The organism is Streptomyces sp. NPDC008313 (assembly GCF_042956125.1).
Taxonomy (GTDB): domain Bacteria; phylum Actinomycetota; class Actinomycetes; order Streptomycetales; family Streptomycetaceae; genus Streptomyces.
Genome location: NZ_JBIBFR010000002.1, coordinates 180,594 through 196,021, shown reverse-complemented (window position 1 = coordinate 196,021; position 15,428 = coordinate 180,594). Strand labels below are relative to the sequence as shown.

The 15,428-nt window shown below is 71.7% G+C and carries 11 protein-coding genes; 3 read left to right on the top strand and 8 right to left on the bottom strand.

Annotated elements, in window-relative coordinates; genetic code table 11:
• Positions 1 to 180 precede the first annotated feature (180 nt).
• Both ACFY93_RS03670 and ACFY93_RS03665 read right to left on the bottom strand, forming a co-directional pair.
• Positions 181 to 2,796: a glycine betaine ABC transporter substrate-binding protein gene (locus tag ACFY93_RS03670; protein ID WP_391353242.1), complete on the bottom strand. Its 2,616-nt coding sequence runs from the start codon at positions 2,794 to 2,796 to the stop codon at positions 181 to 183.
• The gene (locus ACFY93_RS03665) at positions 2,789 to 3,877 is read right to left on the bottom strand and encodes a betaine/proline/choline family ABC transporter ATP-binding protein (protein ID WP_391353241.1); all 1,089 of its coding nucleotides are present in this window, start codon (positions 3,875 to 3,877) and stop codon (positions 2,789 to 2,791) included. The genes ACFY93_RS03670 and ACFY93_RS03665 overlap by 8 nt, the downstream gene beginning before the upstream one ends.
• A gap of 265 nt (positions 3,878 to 4,142) precedes the next feature.
• Here ACFY93_RS03665 and ACFY93_RS03660 point away from each other — a divergent pair, with 265 nt between their 5' ends.
• The 3 genes from ACFY93_RS03660 to ACFY93_RS03650 all read left to right on the top strand — a co-directional run bounded on the left by ACFY93_RS03660 (position 4,143) and on the right by ACFY93_RS03650 (position 7,286).
• Complete coding sequence (locus ACFY93_RS03660) at positions 4,143 to 5,048, top strand: 5'-3' exonuclease H3TH domain-containing protein (protein ID WP_391353584.1); 906 nt, start codon at positions 4,143 to 4,145, stop codon at positions 5,046 to 5,048.
• A gap of 61 nt (positions 5,049 to 5,109) precedes the next feature.
• On the top strand, positions 5,110 to 5,940 hold the full coding sequence (locus ACFY93_RS03655) for a siderophore-interacting protein (protein ID WP_391353239.1): 831 nt from the start codon (positions 5,110 to 5,112) through the stop codon (positions 5,938 to 5,940).
• Positions 5,941 to 6,317: 377 nt separating this feature from the next.
• Positions 6,318 to 7,286 (top strand): pseudouridine synthase, encoded by a 969-nt coding sequence (locus ACFY93_RS03650; RefSeq protein ID WP_391353238.1) that lies wholly within the window; start codon positions 6,318 to 6,320, stop codon positions 7,284 to 7,286.
• Here ACFY93_RS03650 and ACFY93_RS03645 read toward each other — a convergent pair.
• From ACFY93_RS03645 to ACFY93_RS03620, 6 genes are all read right to left on the bottom strand, one after another.
• Positions 7,280 to 8,818, bottom strand: coding sequence for a cytochrome P450 (locus ACFY93_RS03645; RefSeq protein WP_391353236.1), 1,539 nt, complete (start codon positions 8,816 to 8,818; stop codon positions 7,280 to 7,282). The genes ACFY93_RS03650 and ACFY93_RS03645 overlap by 7 nt on opposite strands.
• A 127-nt stretch (positions 8,819 to 8,945) precedes the next feature.
• The gene (locus tag ACFY93_RS03640; RefSeq protein WP_391353235.1) at positions 8,946 to 9,563 is read right to left on the bottom strand and encodes an ATP/GTP-binding protein; all 618 of its coding nucleotides are present in this window, start codon (positions 9,561 to 9,563) and stop codon (positions 8,946 to 8,948) included.
• Positions 9,544 to 10,002 carry a DUF742 domain-containing protein gene (locus ACFY93_RS03635; protein ID WP_391353233.1) on the bottom strand — a complete coding sequence of 153 codons (459 nt, stop codon included), beginning with the start codon at positions 10,000 to 10,002 and terminating at the stop codon, positions 9,544 to 9,546. Before ACFY93_RS03635 ends, ACFY93_RS03640 begins: the two co-directional genes overlap by 20 nt.
• Complete coding sequence (locus ACFY93_RS03630; RefSeq protein WP_391353231.1) at positions 9,999 to 10,406, bottom strand: roadblock/LC7 domain-containing protein; 408 nt, start codon at positions 10,404 to 10,406, stop codon at positions 9,999 to 10,001. Before ACFY93_RS03630 ends, ACFY93_RS03635 begins: the two co-directional genes overlap by 4 nt.
• Positions 10,403 to 11,995, bottom strand: a complete 1,593-nt coding sequence (locus ACFY93_RS03625) for an ATP-binding protein (protein WP_391353229.1) — start codon at positions 11,993 to 11,995, stop codon at positions 10,403 to 10,405. The genes ACFY93_RS03630 and ACFY93_RS03625 overlap by 4 nt, the downstream gene beginning before the upstream one ends.
• Positions 11,996 to 12,527: 532 nt before the next feature.
• Complete coding sequence (locus ACFY93_RS03620; RefSeq protein ID WP_391353228.1) at positions 12,528 to 15,383, bottom strand: DEAD/DEAH box helicase; 2,856 nt, start codon at positions 15,381 to 15,383, stop codon at positions 12,528 to 12,530.
• Positions 15,384 to 15,428 lie beyond the last annotated feature (45 nt).

The window sequence follows — 15,428 nt, the reverse complement described above, 5'->3', positions numbered from 1 at the left end:
CCGGGCCCCGGGGGGGGCCCCCCCCCCCGGCGGGGGGGCCCGGCCCGCCCCCCGGCCCCGCCACCGCCGGGCGGGGGGGGGCCCCCTCCGGAACCCCGCTGGGTTCCGGAGCGGCACCCGCCCCTCGGCCGGACGGCCGCGGTCCGTGCCGGCGACGGCCGCGGTCCGCCCGTCAGCGGACTACTGCGGAGTCATCCGCCCCACCATGTCCGGGTGCTCCTTCAGCCATCCGGCGACGGCGTCCTCCTCATGGCCCTGGCCGCGCTTCTTGATCTCGGCCTCCAGGCTGCCGAGCTCGTCCTCGCTCATCCGGAAGTCCTTGATCCACCCGGTGAGCCTCGGATACCGCTCGGTGAACTTCTTGCCGGCGATGGTGCGGATGGTGTTGCCCTCACCGAAGAGCTTCTTGTCGTCCTTCAGCTTGGTCAGGTCGTACTCGCTGTAGGCCCAGTGCGGGGACCACAGGACGACGGCGACGGGTTCCTTCTTGGCATACGCGCGCTTCAGCTCGGCCAGCATCGCGGGCGTGGAGCCGTCGACGACCTTGTACTCCTTGTCCAGGCCGTAGCCCGGCAGGACGTCCTTCTTGAGCAGGTTCATCTCGCCCGTGCCGGGTTCGATGCCGATGATCTTCCCGTCGAAGGTGTCGGCCTTGCCCTTGAGGTCCGCCAGCGACCTGACGTCCTTGACGTACGACGGCACGGCGATCTCCAGCGAGGTCGGCCGGTACCAGGTCCCGAGGTCCGTCAGGTCGTTCCTGTGCTGGTCCCAGTAGTTCTTCTGGGCGTGCGGCAGCCACGCGTCGAAGTTGAGGTCGAGGTCGTCACCGGCCAGGCCGGTGTAGACGGGACCGACGTCCATCTGCTTCAGGTTCAGCTTGTAGCCGCGCCGCTCCAGCACGTTCTTCCACAGGTACGTGACGGCGACGTCCTCGTCCCAGGGGAACCAGGCCACGTCGAGCGCGCGCTTCGCCTCGGCCGGGGTGTCCGAGGAGGACCCGGCCACCGGAGCCAGCCTGTCGACGAGCCCGGGGTTCTTCTTCAGCCAGGCGCGCACGGCGTCCTGCTGCCTGCCCTTGCCCGCCTTGTTGATCTCGGCCTCGAGACCCGTGAGCTGCTTCTCGGTCATCTTGAAGTTCTCGAGCCACTCGCCGACGACCGGGTTGTCCTGGGCGAAGCCCTTGCGCGAGATCGTGTGCACCCCGTCGCCCTTGCCCCAGGCGCCCTTGGGGTCCTTGAGCTTCTTCAGCTCGTAGTCGCTGTACGCCCAGTGCGGCGACCAGAGCGTGACGAGGGCCGGCTCCTTCTTGGCGTACGCGCGCTTCAGCTCGGCCAGCATGGCGGGCGTGGAGCTGTCGACGACGTCGTACTCCTTGTCGAGTCCGTACGCCTTCAGCACCTTGCTCTTCAGCAGGCCCATCATCCCGGCGCTCGACTCGATGCCGGTGATCTTCCCGTCGAACGTCTTGGCCTTGCCCTTGAGGTCCGCCAGCGAGTCGACGTCCTTCATGTACGCGGGGACGCTCAGCTCCAGCGACGTCGGGCCGTACCACGAGCCGAGGTCGTCGAGCCGCTCGCCGTACCTCTTCCAGTACTGCTCGTGGGTGGTCGGCAGCCAGGAGTCCGTCTGGAAGTCGACGCTCCCCTGGGCCAGCGAGGTGTACAGCGGTCCGGCGTCGAACTGCTTGGTCTCGACGTCGAAGCCGCGCTCCTCCAGGACCTCCTTCCACAGGAAGGTGGAGGCGACGCCCTCGTCCCAGGGGATGTAGCCGATGGTGACCTTCTTGCCCTGGCCGACGTTCTTCCCGCCGGCCTCGGCGCTGCCGCCGTCGGATCCGCCGAAGACGCCCATGCCGCCCGCGACCAGCGCGAGGACGACGACGCCGACCACGGCCACGGCGGGCCGCGGGCGGTAGGACCAGATCATCGCGCCCTGCGTGGCGCGCAGCCTGGCGGCGGCGCGGCGGCCGAGCGGCGACACCTGGGTGCCCAGGGCGCTCGTCATGCGGTCCAGGTAGATCGCGAGGATGACGATGGCGACACCGGACTCGGAGCCGAGGCCCACGTTGAGCTGCCCGATGGCCTCGTTGACGTCTCCGCCGAGGCCGCCGGTGCCGACCATGCCCGCGATGGCGGCCATGGACAGGCCCAGCATGATGACCTGGTTGACACCGGCCATGACGGTGGGAAGCGCCAGCGGCAGCTGGACGCGCAGGAGGGTCTTGCCGGGGGTGGTGCCGAACGCCTCGGCCGCCTCGACCAGTTCCTTGTCGACCTGCCGGATGCCCAGTTCGGTCATGCGGACACCGGGTGCCAGCGCGAAGATCAGGGTGGCGACGATTCCGGCGGGGGCGCCGGTGCCGAAGAACAGGATCGCCGGGATGAGGTAGATCATCGCGGGCAGCGTCTGCATGAAGTCGAGCACGGGGCGCACGACGCTGCTGACCCGGTTCGAGCGCGCCGCCCAGATGCCCACGGGCACGGAGACGACGAGCGCGATGATCGTCGCCACGAGGACGAGCGCCAGGGTCACCATCGCGTCCTCCCACAGTTCGAGGGAGTCGATGAAGGCGAACCCCGCGAAGGTGAGGACACCGGCGACCGTGCCGCGCAGCCAGAAGGCGATCACGGCGAAGATGCCGGCGAGGATGAGGGGCGGCGGGGCCTGCAGGACGGCGTTGATGCCGTCGTAGGCGCCCAGGAAGACGGTCTTGAAGAAGTCGAAGAGCCACGACATGTGGTTCAGCAGCCAGTCGACCACGTCGTTGACCCAGTCGCCGAAGGGAATCCTAGGCACCGGTCCTCACCGCCTTCGGGGCCTGCTCGCGCGGGCTGTCGCAGGCCTCGGCACCACCCCGCTCGTCCCCCAGGAAGCCGACGAGCCGCTGCTGGGGCACGACGCCGACCAGCTCCCGCCCGTCGTCGAGGACGGCCACCGGGTGGGAGAGCCGGGCGCTGAGCGCGCACAGTTCCACGAACGGCGTGTCCGGTGTGGCGGTGTCGCAGCCGCAGTCCGCCTCGTCACCGCGTACGGACTCGTCCATGACGGCGCCCGCGGTGAGCACCCGGGAGCGGTCCACGTCCTGGGTGAAGGAGGCGACGTAGTCGTTGGCGGGGCGGACCAGGATGTCCTCGGCGGTGCCGGTCTGGACGATCCGGCCGTCACGCATGACCGCGATCCGGTCGCCGAGGCGCATGGCCTCGTTCAGGTCGTGGGTGATGAAGACGATCGTCTTCTTCAGCTTGCGCTGCAGTTCGACCAGCTGGTCCTGCATGTCCCTGCGGATCAGCGGGTCGAGGGCGCTGAACGACTCGTCCATGAGCAGCAGGTCGGCGTCGGTGGCGAGGGCCCGGGCGAGGCCGACGCGCTGCTGCATGCCTCCGGACAGCTCGTCCGGCCAGGACTTCTCCCAGCCGGCCAGCCCGACCAGCTCCAGCGCCTCGGCCGCGCGCTTCCTGCGCTCGCCGCCCGGCACGCCCTGGACCTCCAGGCCGTAGGCGGCGTTGTCGAGGACGCTGCGGTGCGGGAAGAGCGCGAAGTGCTGGAAGACCATGCTGATCTTCCGTGAGCGCACCTCGCGCAGTTCGCGGTCGCTGAGCGCGGTGAGGTCCTGGCCGTCGAAGCGCACGTGCCCCGCGGTCGGTTCGAGCAGCCCGTTGAGCATGCGCAGCAACGTGGACTTGCCGGAACCCGACAGGCCCATGACGACGAACGTCTGCCCCGGTTCGACGTCGAACGAGGCGTCGATCACCGCGGCGGTGGTGCCCTCGGCACGCAGGTCGTCGCGGTCGGCGCCGTCCCGCAGCCGGCTCACCGCCTCGCCGGGTCGTCTGCCGAACACTTTGTACAGGTTCTCGGCCTGCAGCCTGGATGACACGTGAGCCTCTCGTCGGAACGAACGACGGCCCGCCTCCCCCGCCGGCGGGCCGTGGAGCGGGACGGGTTCCGCCCGCCGCAGCCGGTGCGCCCACGCCGTTCCCGCGCGCTTCTCGTGCGCGGCGATTCGGTTGAAAGCGCAACCGGCTCTGCTCCGGGGCCGCGCCTGCCCCCACGCGACCGGAGCAAACACAGAAGTGGTCCAGCTCACACCGGGGTGACTGTCAGTGCCGTACGGCATGATCTGAGGCGTGACCGGACGACTGATGCTGCTCGACACCGCTTCCCTGTACTTCCGGGCCTACTTCGGGGTCCCCGACTCGGTGAGGGCCCCCGACGGCACGCCGGTGAACGCCGTGCGAGGACTGCTCGAGTTCATCGACCGGCTGGTCAAGGACCACCGCCCCGACGCGCTGGTGGCCTGCATGGACGCGGACTGGCGCCCGCAGTGGCGGGTCGACCTGATCCCCTCGTACAAGGCGCACCGGGTGGCCGAGGAGCGCGCGGGCGGGCCGGACGAGGAGGAGGTACCCGACACCCTCTCCCCCCAGGTGCCCGTGATCGAGGCGGTCCTCGACGCGCTCGGCATCGCGCGCGTCGGCGTCGCGGGGTACGAGGCGGACGACGTGATCGGCACGTTCACCGCGCGGGCGACGGGCCCGGTCGACATCGTCACCGGGGACCGCGACCTCTACCAGCTGGTGGACGACGCGCGCGGCGTCCGCGTGCTCTACCCGCTCAAGGGCGTCGGCACGCTGCAGTTCACCGACGAGAGCTGGCTGCGCGGCAAGTACGGCGTCGACGGCGCGGGGTACGCGGACCTGGCGCTGCTGCGCGGCGACCCGAGCGACGGGCTGCCCGGGGTGCAGGGGATCGGCGAGAAGACGGCCGCGAAGCTGCTCGCCGAGTTCGGCGACCTGGCCGGGATCATGGCCGCGGCCGACGACCCCGCTGCCCGGCTGACGCCCACGCAGCGCAGACGGCTGCACGACGCGGGACCGTATCTGGCGGTCGCCCCCACGGTCGTGCGGGTCGCGGACGACGTCCCCCTGCCCGATGTGGACACCACCCTGCCGCGCGGACCGCGCGATCCGGACGCGCTGGCGGCCCTCGCGGCACGCTGGGGGCTTGGCGGGTCGCTGCAGCGGCTGCTCGCGACACTCGAAGTGTGAGTTTCCCCCCGGCGACAGTGCTAACTTAGGCATACCTAAGCACGTGAACTGGGAGGCCGCCATGGCAGAGCGTCCGGCACGCAGGACTCGCCCGCTCCACACCGCACGAGTCGTCCGTACCGAACGGCTGAGCCCGCACATGCAGCGTGTCGTCCTCGGCGGCGAGGGCCTCGCCGCCTTCGCCGCGGGTACGAGCACCGATCACTACGTGAAGCTGCTGTTCGCGCCCGACGGGGTCACATACCCCGAGCCCTTCGACGAGGAGCGCATCCGCGCGGAGCTGCCGCGCGAGCAGTGGCCCGTGCGGCGGACGTACACCGTGCGCGCCTGGGACCCCGAGGTGCGCGAGCTGACGCTCGACTTCGTCATCCACGGCGACGAGGGACTCGCGGGCCCCTGGGCCGTCCGCGCGCAGCCGGGCGACGTCGTACGGTTCATGGGCCCCGGCGGCGCGTACGCGCCCGACGCGAGCGCCGACTGGCATCTGCTGGCCGGTGACGAGAGCGCACTGCCCGCGATCGCCGCCGCCCTGGAGTCGCTGCCCGACGGCGCGGTGGCCCGCGCCCTCGTGGAGGTCGCCGGCCCCGAGGAGGAGCAGAAGATCGACTCCGACGTGGACGTGGTGTGGCTGCACCGCGGGGACCGGCCGGTCGGCGAGGCGCTGTTGGAGGCGGTCCGCGCGCTGGACTTCCCCGAGGGCCGCGTCCACGCCTTCGTGCACGGCGAGGCGGGCTTCGTGAAGGAGCTGCGCCGGCTGCTGCGAGTCGAGCGGGACATCCCGCGCGAGGACCTGTCGATCTCCGGGTACTGGCGGCTCGGGCACAACGAGGACGGGTGGCAGGCGTCGAAGCGGGAGTGGAACGCGCGGGTGGAGGCGGAGCAAGGAGCGTAGCCCTCCGGGTGGGGGCGCGGGTTCGCGTGGGGCGGGGCGGTCACTGGGGTGACCGCCCCGCCCCAGCCCACGCCTGGGGCCGCCCCACGGTCAGGGACGCCCCAGGGCTGGGGGCCCCACGGCTGGGGGCTTCGGCCCCGGGTGGGGAGCTGCGGGGCGGTGGGGGTTGGGCGCGCAGTTCCCCGCGCCCCTTGCGGGGCTTCGGCCCAGTGAAGTGCTGCGGGACGGTGGGGGTTGGGCGCGCAGTTCCCCGCGCCCCTTGCGGGGCTTCGGCCCGGAGAAGTGCTGCGGGACGGTGGGGGTTGCGCGCGCCGTTCCTCGCGCCCCTTGTGGGGGCTCGGACAGGTGGGGAACCGGGGGTTTCGTAGGGTGGGGGGATGGGGCGTAGGGCGCGGGTGCCGGGGGCGCCGTTGGGGCAGCGTGACGGGGTGGATCCGGTGCGCGTGCGGCTTCCGGCGGGCGGGGGCTGGCGCACGGTGCGGGAGCACCTGGTGGAGCGGCTGGCGGCGGCCGGGGACGGCGTCGTCGACGGGATGCTCGACGCCGGACTGATCGTCGGCGCCGACGGCCGCCCCGTGCGAGGCGACCACCCGTACACCCCGGGCCTGTACCTGTGGTTCCACCGCGAGCTGCCCGAGGAGGAACAGGTGCCCTTCGCGCTGGACGTGGTCCACCGCGACGAGCACATCGTCGTCGCCGACAAACCGCACTTCCTCGCGACCACCCCGCGCGGCAGCCACGTCGCCGAGACCGCCCTGGCCCGGCTCCGCCGGGAACTGGGCGTGCCCACCCTCGGCGCCGCGCACCGTCTGGACCGGCTGACGGCAGGTCTCGTGCTGTTCACCGTGCGGCCGGAGGAACGGGGCGCCTACCAGTCGCTGTTCCGCGACCGGCTCGTGGGCAAGGAGTACGAGGCCGTCGCCCCGTACGACCCGTCCGTGGCCCTGCCCCGCACGGTCCGCAGCCGGATCGTGAAGGAGCGCGGGGTCCTGGCCGCCCGTGAGGTCGACGGCGAGCCGAACGCCGTGAGCCGGGTCGAACTGCTGGCGCGGCGCGGCCGGCTGGGGCACTACCGGCTGACGCCCGACACCGGCCAGACCCATCAACTGCGCGTGCACATGAGCGCCTTGGGGCTGCCGATCCTCGGTGACCCGCTCTACCCGGTGGTGACCGGCCCCGTACCGGCCGGTGACTTCAGCCGTCCGCTGCAACTGCTGGCGCGGACACTGGAGTTCACCGATCCGGTCACGGGACGGCAGCATCGGTTCGTCAGTGAGCGGGTGCTCCGGTCCTGGTCGGCGTACGTGGAGTGGGCCGGGCCGCCGGGCGGCGGGAGCCCTCAGTAACCGCGCCACCAGCGCAGCAGCCGCTGCCGGATGCCCGTCCGGCGGACGGTCCCGGCGTCCGCCCGGGGTGCCTGCGCCGGCCGGTCGGGCACCGTCGGCGGTACCGGCCTCGGTGCCGGCACCGACGCCGGTGCCGGTGCCGACGCCGGTGCCGGTGCCGACGCCGGTGCCGCGGCCGCCGACTCCGGCACGGTGACCGTCCACTCGCGTACCGGCTGCGTCGGATGCGCCCCGGGCTGCAGCTCCACGTCCTGCTGCGGCTTCGGCACGAAGGCCACCGGCAGCTCCACCAGGTGCCGTGACGCGATCGACGACCTCCACCGCAGCTCGTCCTCCCCGCACGCGAGCTGGACGTCGGGCAGACGCATCAGCAGCGCGTCGACACCGGTGTCGGCGATGGCACGGCCGATGTCCTGGCCGGGGCACTCGTGCGAACCGCCGCCGAAGGCGAGGTGCGAGCGGTTGCCCTGCATGTCGACGGAGAGGTCGGGGCGCACCCGCGGGTCGACGTTGGCCGGGGCGATCCCCAGGATCAGCCCGTCGCCCTTGCGGATGTACTGACCGCCGAACTCCGTGTCCTGCTTGGCGAAGTAGCCGAGGATGGTGCTGAACGGCGGCTCGTCCCACAGCGACTGTTCGACCGCCTCGGGCACCGTCATCTGGCCGCCGCTGAGCTGGGCGCGGAAGCGCGGGTCGGTGAGCACCACGCGCAGCACGTTGGCGATCAGGTTGGCCGTGGCCTCGTACGCGGCGATCAGCACGAGACGCAGGTGCTCGGAGACCTCGTCGTCGGTGAGCCGTGCCGAGTGGGTGATGAGGTGGCTGGCGACGTCGTCCAGGGGCTCGGCCCGGCGGCGGGCGGTGAGCCGCATCAGCACGTCCATGATGTACGCGTTGCTGGCGACGGCCGTCTCGGTGCCCTTGAGCATGTCGCGGGCCGCCTGGACCAGCCGCTCGTCGTACTCCTCGGGCATGCCGAGGATCTCGCACATCACGGCCATCGGCAGGTGCTCGGCGAACTGGCCGACCAGGTCGGCGGCGCCCTCCTCGCAGAACTCGTTGACGATGCGCTGCGTGGAGCGGTTGATGGAACGGCGGATGCTGCGGTAGTCGATGGTCGCCATGGCGGCGGTGACGGCGCCGCGCAGCCGCAGGTGCTCGTCGCCCTCGGCCATGGAGCAGATGGGCTGCCAGACGAAGTGCGGCGCGAGCGGATGGTCGGGGCCCGCCGTGCCGTCCCGCACGGCGGTCCACACGCGGCTGTCGCGGGTGAAGTGCGAGGGGGTGCGGACCATGTGCAGGTTCTCTGCGTGGCCGAGGACCGCCCAGATCGGCACGTCGTTGTGGATGAGGGCGGGGGCGACGGGGCCGTGCTCGGCGCGGAGCTTCTCGTAGAGGGCCCCGAGGTCCTCCGCCTCGGGGCCGTACAGCCGGCTCCGTCCGCCGGGGCCGAGGCCGTGCGCGGGGCAGCCCGGCGGCGGACCGAGCGTGGGATCGTCCGTACCGGTCGGGACGTGGGATTCAGGCGTCACGGTGATCGCTCCGAGGCAGAAAAGCAGAGGACGGAAGGCTGAAGGGGGTGGGGACGGGGGCGGGGTGGGGACGGGGCGGGAGTGAAGCCGGAGGCGGGGGCTCCGGGCGTGCGGGCCGGGTTCGGGTTCAGGCGGACGGGGACGTCGTCAGGGAGTGCAGGAAGCGCATCAGCGTCATCAGCACGTCCCTGCTGGAGGCCCGGCGCCGCGCGTCGCACTGCACGATCGGGATCTCCTCGGCCAGGTCGAGCGCGGCGCGCAGGTCCTCGACCGGGTAGTGGGGCGCGTCCGGGAAGGCGTTCATGGCGATGACGAACGGCACGCCGCGCTCCTCCAGGCGGCCGATCACGTCGAAGCTGACCTCCAGGCGGCGGGTGTCGATGAGCACCACCGCGCCGAGCGCGCCCTCGAACAGCCCGTTCCACAGGAACCAGAAGCGCTCCTGGCCGGGCGTGCCGAACAGGTACAGCACCAGCTGGTCCGTGATGCTGATGCGGCCGAAGTCCATGGCGACGGTGGTCGCCGTCTTGGTGTCGGAGCCGTAGTTGTCGTCGACGCCGATACCGGCCTGCGTCATGGTCTCCTCGGTGGTCAGCGGTCTGATCTCGCTGACGGAGCCCACCATGGTCGTCTTGCCGACGCCGAAACCGCCCACGATCACGATCTTCACGGCGGCGGTCGCCGTGTGGGGCAGATGGTCCTGTGCCCGCGGTCCGGTGAGGGTGTCAGAGTTTTTGAAGTCCATGCATCACCGCTTCGAGGAGGGAACGGTCGGGGAGCGCCGAGCGGACGATCGGGGCGCGCGCCTGTACCAGTCCGGCCGCCAGCAGCTCGGTGAGCAGGACGGTCACCACGCTGCACGGCAGACAGAGGTAGGCCGAGATCTCGGCCACGGACAGAGGGGTCCTGGAGAGCCTGAGCAGGGCCGCCTGCTCGGGCTGTGCGGTGGGAGGCGGGTCGGCCCGCGCCACGATGAGCGTGACGAGGTCGAGTTCGGCGCGGTCGCCGTCCGCGCCGCCGGTGAGCACGTACAGCCGCTCGGGGTTCTTGCCGTCCCGTTCCTGCGGCGCGGGTCCGCCCGGGCCGGGGCCGTCGTCGAGCGGGCCGTCGTCGTGGGGGTCCGTCGCGGGAGGCCCGGCGGGCTCTTCCCCGGGGTGGCGCCGTCGGCGTTGCGGAGGAGTCATACGGTCTGCCCGTTGTGCCGGGGCGGACTCGTCAGATGGGCCCCGATCCGCACGACGAGGTCGCGCATGCGGTTGCTCATCAGCCCGGCGTCCGCGATCTGGTTGGCGAGCACGGCGAGGTAGGCGTTGGGGCCGGCCGCCATCAGATAGAAGTAGCCGCCGTCGATCTCGATGATGACCATGCGCATCCGGCCGTTGCTCTCGGGGATCTCGGTGGCGACGGCGGTGGCCAGGCTCTGCAGTCCGGCGCAGGCCGCGGCGACGCGGTCGGCCTGGTCGGGATCGCCGCCGTACCGGGCGATGCGCAGTCCGTCGGCGGAGAGCACGACGATCTGCCGGGTGCCGGGCACGCCGTCGGCAAGCTCCTTGAGCATCCAGTCGAAATTGGCTCGCTGCTGGATCACGTGAGGTCCCCCTCGTCGTCGGCCTCCACTCGGGCAGGCCGGTCGGTCGTGCCGGTCGCCGCCGCCGGGTCCGGGTCGCCCTTGAGTCCCTTCATGAAGGCCTCGACCCACAGGCCGGGTTCGGGCTCCTTCTTCTCCGGCACCGGCTCGGACGCCCAGGCGGGCGCCGCCGCGCGGGCCGCCTCCTGGGCGGCCTCGGCCGCGCGGGCCTCGGCGATGCGCTGGCTGAGCGGCGTCTTGACCCGGCTGCGGCGCTGCGGCAGGCCGTTCGGGGTCCACTCGGTGACCTCGGGGACGTCGTCGTCCAGGGAACCGCCCGCGGGGGCGGGGACGCGTGGTCCGGTGGTCGGACGGCGCTTCTTCGGTACGCGCTTGGGGCCCTCGACCCCGCCGGTGTCCATGCTCGGCACCGAGGACGCCCCGACGCCGTGCGCGAGACCGGCGCCGGGACCGGTGGTGAGCATGGCGTGCGGCACGATGAGCACGGCACGGACACCGCCGTACGCGGACTGCCGCAGCGAGATCTGCATGTCGAACATCTTGGTGAGGCGGCCGACGACGGCCAGGCCGAGCCGGGGGGCGTCGCCCAGGTCGTTGACCTCCACGCCGGCCTGCGCCGCGGCGAGCATGCCCTCCGCCTTGGCGCGGCCCTCCTCGCTGAGGCTGACGCCGCCGTCCTCGATCTCGATGGCGATGCCGGTCTGCACCTCGACGGCGGTGACGTGCACCCTGGTCTGCGGCGGCGAGTAGCGGGTGGCGTTGTCGAGGAGTTCGGCGCAGGCGTGGATGACCGGTTCCACGGACAGGCCGCCCACGGAGACCTCGGCGATGGAGTGCAGTTCGACGCGGCGGTACTCCAGGATCCGCGACATCGCGCCTCGCAGGACGCTGAACAGCGGTACGGGCTGGGGCCACTGGCGTCCGGGGCGGCCGCCGCCGAGCACCGCGATGGAGTCGGCGAGGCGTCCGATCAGCGCGGTGCCGTGGTCGATGCGCAGCAGGTCGTCGAAGACCTCGGGGTTGCGGCCGTGGTCCTCCTCCATCTCGCGGAGTTCCTTGGCCTGCTGGTGGACGATCGCCTGGACGCGCCGGGCGATGTGGACGAAGGCGCGCTGCCCGGAGTCGCGCAGCATCTGCTCGTGGTCCACGATCTCCAGGACGGTGCGGACGATGTCCCGCTGCGACGCCGGGAGCCCCTGGTAGGCGGGTTCGCAGGCGATGGTCTCCTGCAGCGCCTCCTGCGGGGACAGGCCGCGGCGCATCCGGTTGAGCGCGACGGGCACGACTTCCTTGCCGAGCCGCACGATCTCCTGGTCGTGGCCGGCGACGCGCTGTTCCAGCTGGGTGCTGCGGCGGTGGTGCTCGGCGCGCAGCGCGCGGACGATACGGGCTCGGCGTACGGCTTCGGCGGCGGTCGCGACGACCAGGAGCGTCGCGACGGCACCGCACCAGCCGACCGCGGTCCTGGCCGGCTCCGTCACCAGGGCGACGGCGGCTCCGGTCGCCACGGCCATCAGGACGGCCGGCAGCACCAGCACGCGTGCGGAGGAAAGTTCACGGCCACCGGGAGGCGATTGAACACTCACCATGTATGCCCTCTGAGACAAATCGGCTGGGTCGGGGGGAACGTACTGCCCACATGGGGGACTTGGACTTTCTTGACCTTCGGCATGTTTGGGAACAAGCGCACGAATACATGCCAACTCGGTGCGCTGCGGGCGAGCTTAGTCCGACCGGATCATCGCGGTGTCATATTCGGCAAGCACCTGAATTGCCCTCTGCCACAGGAGTACTGTCGGCCCCATTTACACGCTCAGCCCCCGTTCGCACACGCTGCGTCACGGGGCACAGGTGTACGAAAAAGAACCCCCGCGCAGGTGGGACGGAGGGGGAACCGGCACTTCCGGACGCCGGACGAGGGCCGCCTCCAGAACGCGCGAACGCAGTCCGGGCCGGGGAAGGCGGCTGCCTTCCCCGGCCCGGACGGCGTTCAGGGGCACAGTGTCCAGCGGTGCGGACGGGCCGGCCGAGCGGAGCCCGGACGTCGCGCGGGACCCGGCCCACCGACCGGGCGGGTTGAGTCCACCGACCGGGCGGCCTCAGCCCACCGGCCGGCCGGGCTCAGCCCACCGACGAGTAGGCCACCACTCCCCGCAGCAGCCCGTCCACGGCCTTGCGCGCGTTCTTCGCCACCGTCGACCCCTCGCGCGCGGCCGGCGCCGCCGCGATCTGCCCGAGCACGTCGATGACCTGCTTGCACCAGCGCACGAAGTCGCCCGCGGGCATCTCCGCCTCGCGCAGCACCTCGTCGAGGCCCTTCCCGGACGCCCACTCGTACGCCGGCCAGGCGAAGCCGAGGTCCGGCTCGCGCTGGCCCACGCCCTCGGTCTGCCGGATCTTGAAGTCCTCCTCCAGCGCGTCGAGCCGGCCCCAGATGCGGACCATCTCGCCGAGCGCGGCCTTGGCCTGCCCGGACGGCACCTTCGGCGCCATGGCGTCGTCCCCGACCCGGGACTCGTACACCAACGCGGAGACGCAGGCGGCCAGTTCGGCCGGGGACAGACCCTCCCAGACACCGGCGCGCAGGCACTCGCTGGCGAGCAGGTCGAGCTCCCCGTACAGCCGGGCCAGCCGCTTGCCGTGCTCGGTCACCTCGTTGCCCCGGAGGTAGTCGAGCTCGGTGAGGAGCGCGACGATCCGGTCGAAGGTACGGGCGATGGTGTTCGTGCGGCCCTCGATGCGCCGCTCCAGCTGCGAGGTGTCGCGCAGCAGCCGGTGGTAGCGCTCGGCCCAGCGGGCGTGGTCCTCGCGGTCGCTGCAGCCGTGGCAGGGGTGGGCGCGGATCGCCGTGCGCAGCCGGGCGATCTCCCGGTCGTCGGCTGCCGCCGAGCGCGACTTGCGGTGCCGGTCGGGCACGATGTGCCCCGCCTTGGTGCGCAGCGCCGAGGCGAGATCCCTGCGGGACTGCGGGGAGCGCGCGTTGAAGGACTTCGGGATGCGCATCCGCTCCAGTGCCTCGACGGGCACCGGGAAGTCCATCGAGGCCAGCCGCTTCACCTGGCGCTCGGAGGTGAGGACGAGCGGGCGGGGGCCGTCGTGGTACTCGTAGCCCCTGTGCCCGTTCGACCGGCCGGCGGGCAGGCCCGGGTCGAGGACCAGCGCGAGACCCGCGTACTTGCCCGTCGGGACGTGGATGACGTCACCGGGCTTGAGCTTCTCCAGGGCGACGGCCGCCTCCGCACGCCGCTGCGACGCGCCCTGCCTGGCCAGTTCCGTCTCGCGGTCCTTCAGGTCGCGGCGCAGGCCCATGTACGCGTCGAAGTCGCCGAGGTGGCAGGTCATGGACTCCTTGTAGCCCTCCAGCCCCTCCTCGTTGCGCTGGACCTGCCGGGAGATCCCGACGACCGACTTGTCGGCCTGGAACTGCGCGAACGACGTCTCCAGCAGCTCGCGCGAGCGGTGCCGCCCGAACTGCTCGACCAGGTTCACCGCCATGTTGTACGACGGCTTGAAGCTGGAGCGCAGCGGATACGTCCGGGTGCCGGCCAGTCCCGCCAGGTGCTCGGGGCTCGTCCCGCGCTGCCACAGCACCACGGCGTGGCCCTCGACGTCGATGCCGCGGCGTCCGGCGCGGCCGGTCAGCTGGGTGTACTCGCCGGGGGTGATGTCGGCGTGCTGCTCGCCGTTCCACTTGACGAGCTTCTCCAGAACCACCGAGCGGGCGGGCATGTTGATGCCGAGCGCGAGGGTCTCGGTGGCGAAGACGGCCTTGACCAGGCCGCGCACGAACAGTTCCTCGACGATCTCCTTGAACGTCGGCAGCATGCCGGCGTGGTGGGCCGCGATGCCGCGCTCCGCGCCCTCCAGGAACTCGTAGTAGCCGAGGACGTGCAGGTCCTCGTCCGGGATCGAGGCCGTGCGCTCCTCGACGATCTCCCGCACCCGCGCCCGCGCCGCGTCGTCGTTCAGCCGCAGCCCCGCGTACAGGCACTGCTGGACGGCGGCCTCGCAGGCGGCGCGGCTGAAGATGAACGTGATGGCGGGCAGCAGCCCCTCGGAGTCGAGCCGCTCGATGACCTCGGGTCTGCCGGGCGTCCACACCCGCGACCGCTGCCGCCGCTCCCGCTCCCGGTCCGCCTCGCGTATGTTCTTGCCGCGCCGCCGGTCACGCCCGTACGGACGGCTGTCCTCCATGCGCGCCAGGCGCATCAGGTCGGGGTTGACGGCCTTCTTGTGGCCCTCGCCCTCCTCGAACAGGTCGTACATCCGGCGTCCGGCGAGCACGTGCTGGAACAGCGGCACGGGGCGGTGCTCGGAGACGATCACCTGGGTGTCGCCGCGGACGGTGTCCAGCCAGTCGCCGAACTCCTCCGCGTTCGACACGGTGGCGGAGAGCGACACCAGGGTCACCGACTCGGGGAGGTGGATGATCACTTCCTCCCAGACGGCGCCGCGGAAGCGGTCGGAGAGGTAGTGCACCTCGTCCATCACCACGTAACCGAGGCCGCTGAGGGTCTGCGAGCCCGCGTACAGCATGTTGCGGAGCACCTCGGTGGTCATCACGACCACCGGTGCCTCGGAGTTGACGCTGTTGTCACCGGTGAGCAGACCCACCTTGTCCGCGCCGTAACGGCGGGCGAGGTCGGCGTACTTCTGGTTGGAGAGCGCCTTGATGGGCGTCGTGTAGAAACACTTCTTGCCCTGTCCGAGGGCGAGGTGGACGGCGAACTCGCCGACGATCGTCTTGCCCGAGCCGGTCGGTGCGGCCACGAGCACGCCCTTGCCCGCCTCCAGCGCCTGGCAGGCCTCGATCTGGAAGGGGTCGAGGCCGAAGTCGTACATCTCGCGGAAGGACGCGAGCGCGGTGGCCTGCTCGACAGCGCGCTTTCGTGCTGCCGCGTACCGCTCGGCCGGTGAGAGGTCCTCTGTCATCGTGCTTTCGAGACTACCGGCAGCCGCTGACAACAGGTCGATCATTATCGGGATCCGCTCCCGCGCGGGCCGCGGATCTCCGCAGCTCAC

What these genes read in the sequence shown, in the direction of transcription:
- ACFY93_RS03650 (WP_391353238.1), top strand. Translation starts at nt 6,318, where the DNA reads ATGGGGCGTAGGGCGCGGGTGCCGGGGGCGCCGTTGGGGCAGCGTGAC.
- ACFY93_RS03660 (WP_391353584.1), top strand. Translation starts at nt 4,143, where the DNA reads ATGCTGCTCGACACCGCTTCCCTGTACTTCCGGGCCTACTTCGGGGTC.
- ACFY93_RS03640 (WP_391353235.1), bottom strand. Translation starts at nt 9,563, where the DNA reads ATGGACTTCAAAAACTCTGACACCCTCACCGGACCGCGGGCACAGGAC.
- ACFY93_RS03655 (WP_391353239.1), top strand. Translation starts at nt 5,110, where the DNA reads ATGGCAGAGCGTCCGGCACGCAGGACTCGCCCGCTCCACACCGCACGA.
- ACFY93_RS03635 (WP_391353233.1), bottom strand. Translation starts at nt 10,002, where the DNA reads ATGACTCCTCCGCAACGCCGACGGCGCCACCCCGGGGAAGAGCCCGCC.
- ACFY93_RS03625 (WP_391353229.1), bottom strand. Translation starts at nt 11,995, where the DNA reads ATGGTGAGTGTTCAATCGCCTCCCGGTGGCCGTGAACTTTCCTCCGCA.
- ACFY93_RS03620 (WP_391353228.1), bottom strand. Translation starts at nt 15,383, where the DNA reads ATGATCGACCTGTTGTCAGCGGCTGCCGGTAGTCTCGAAAGCACGATG.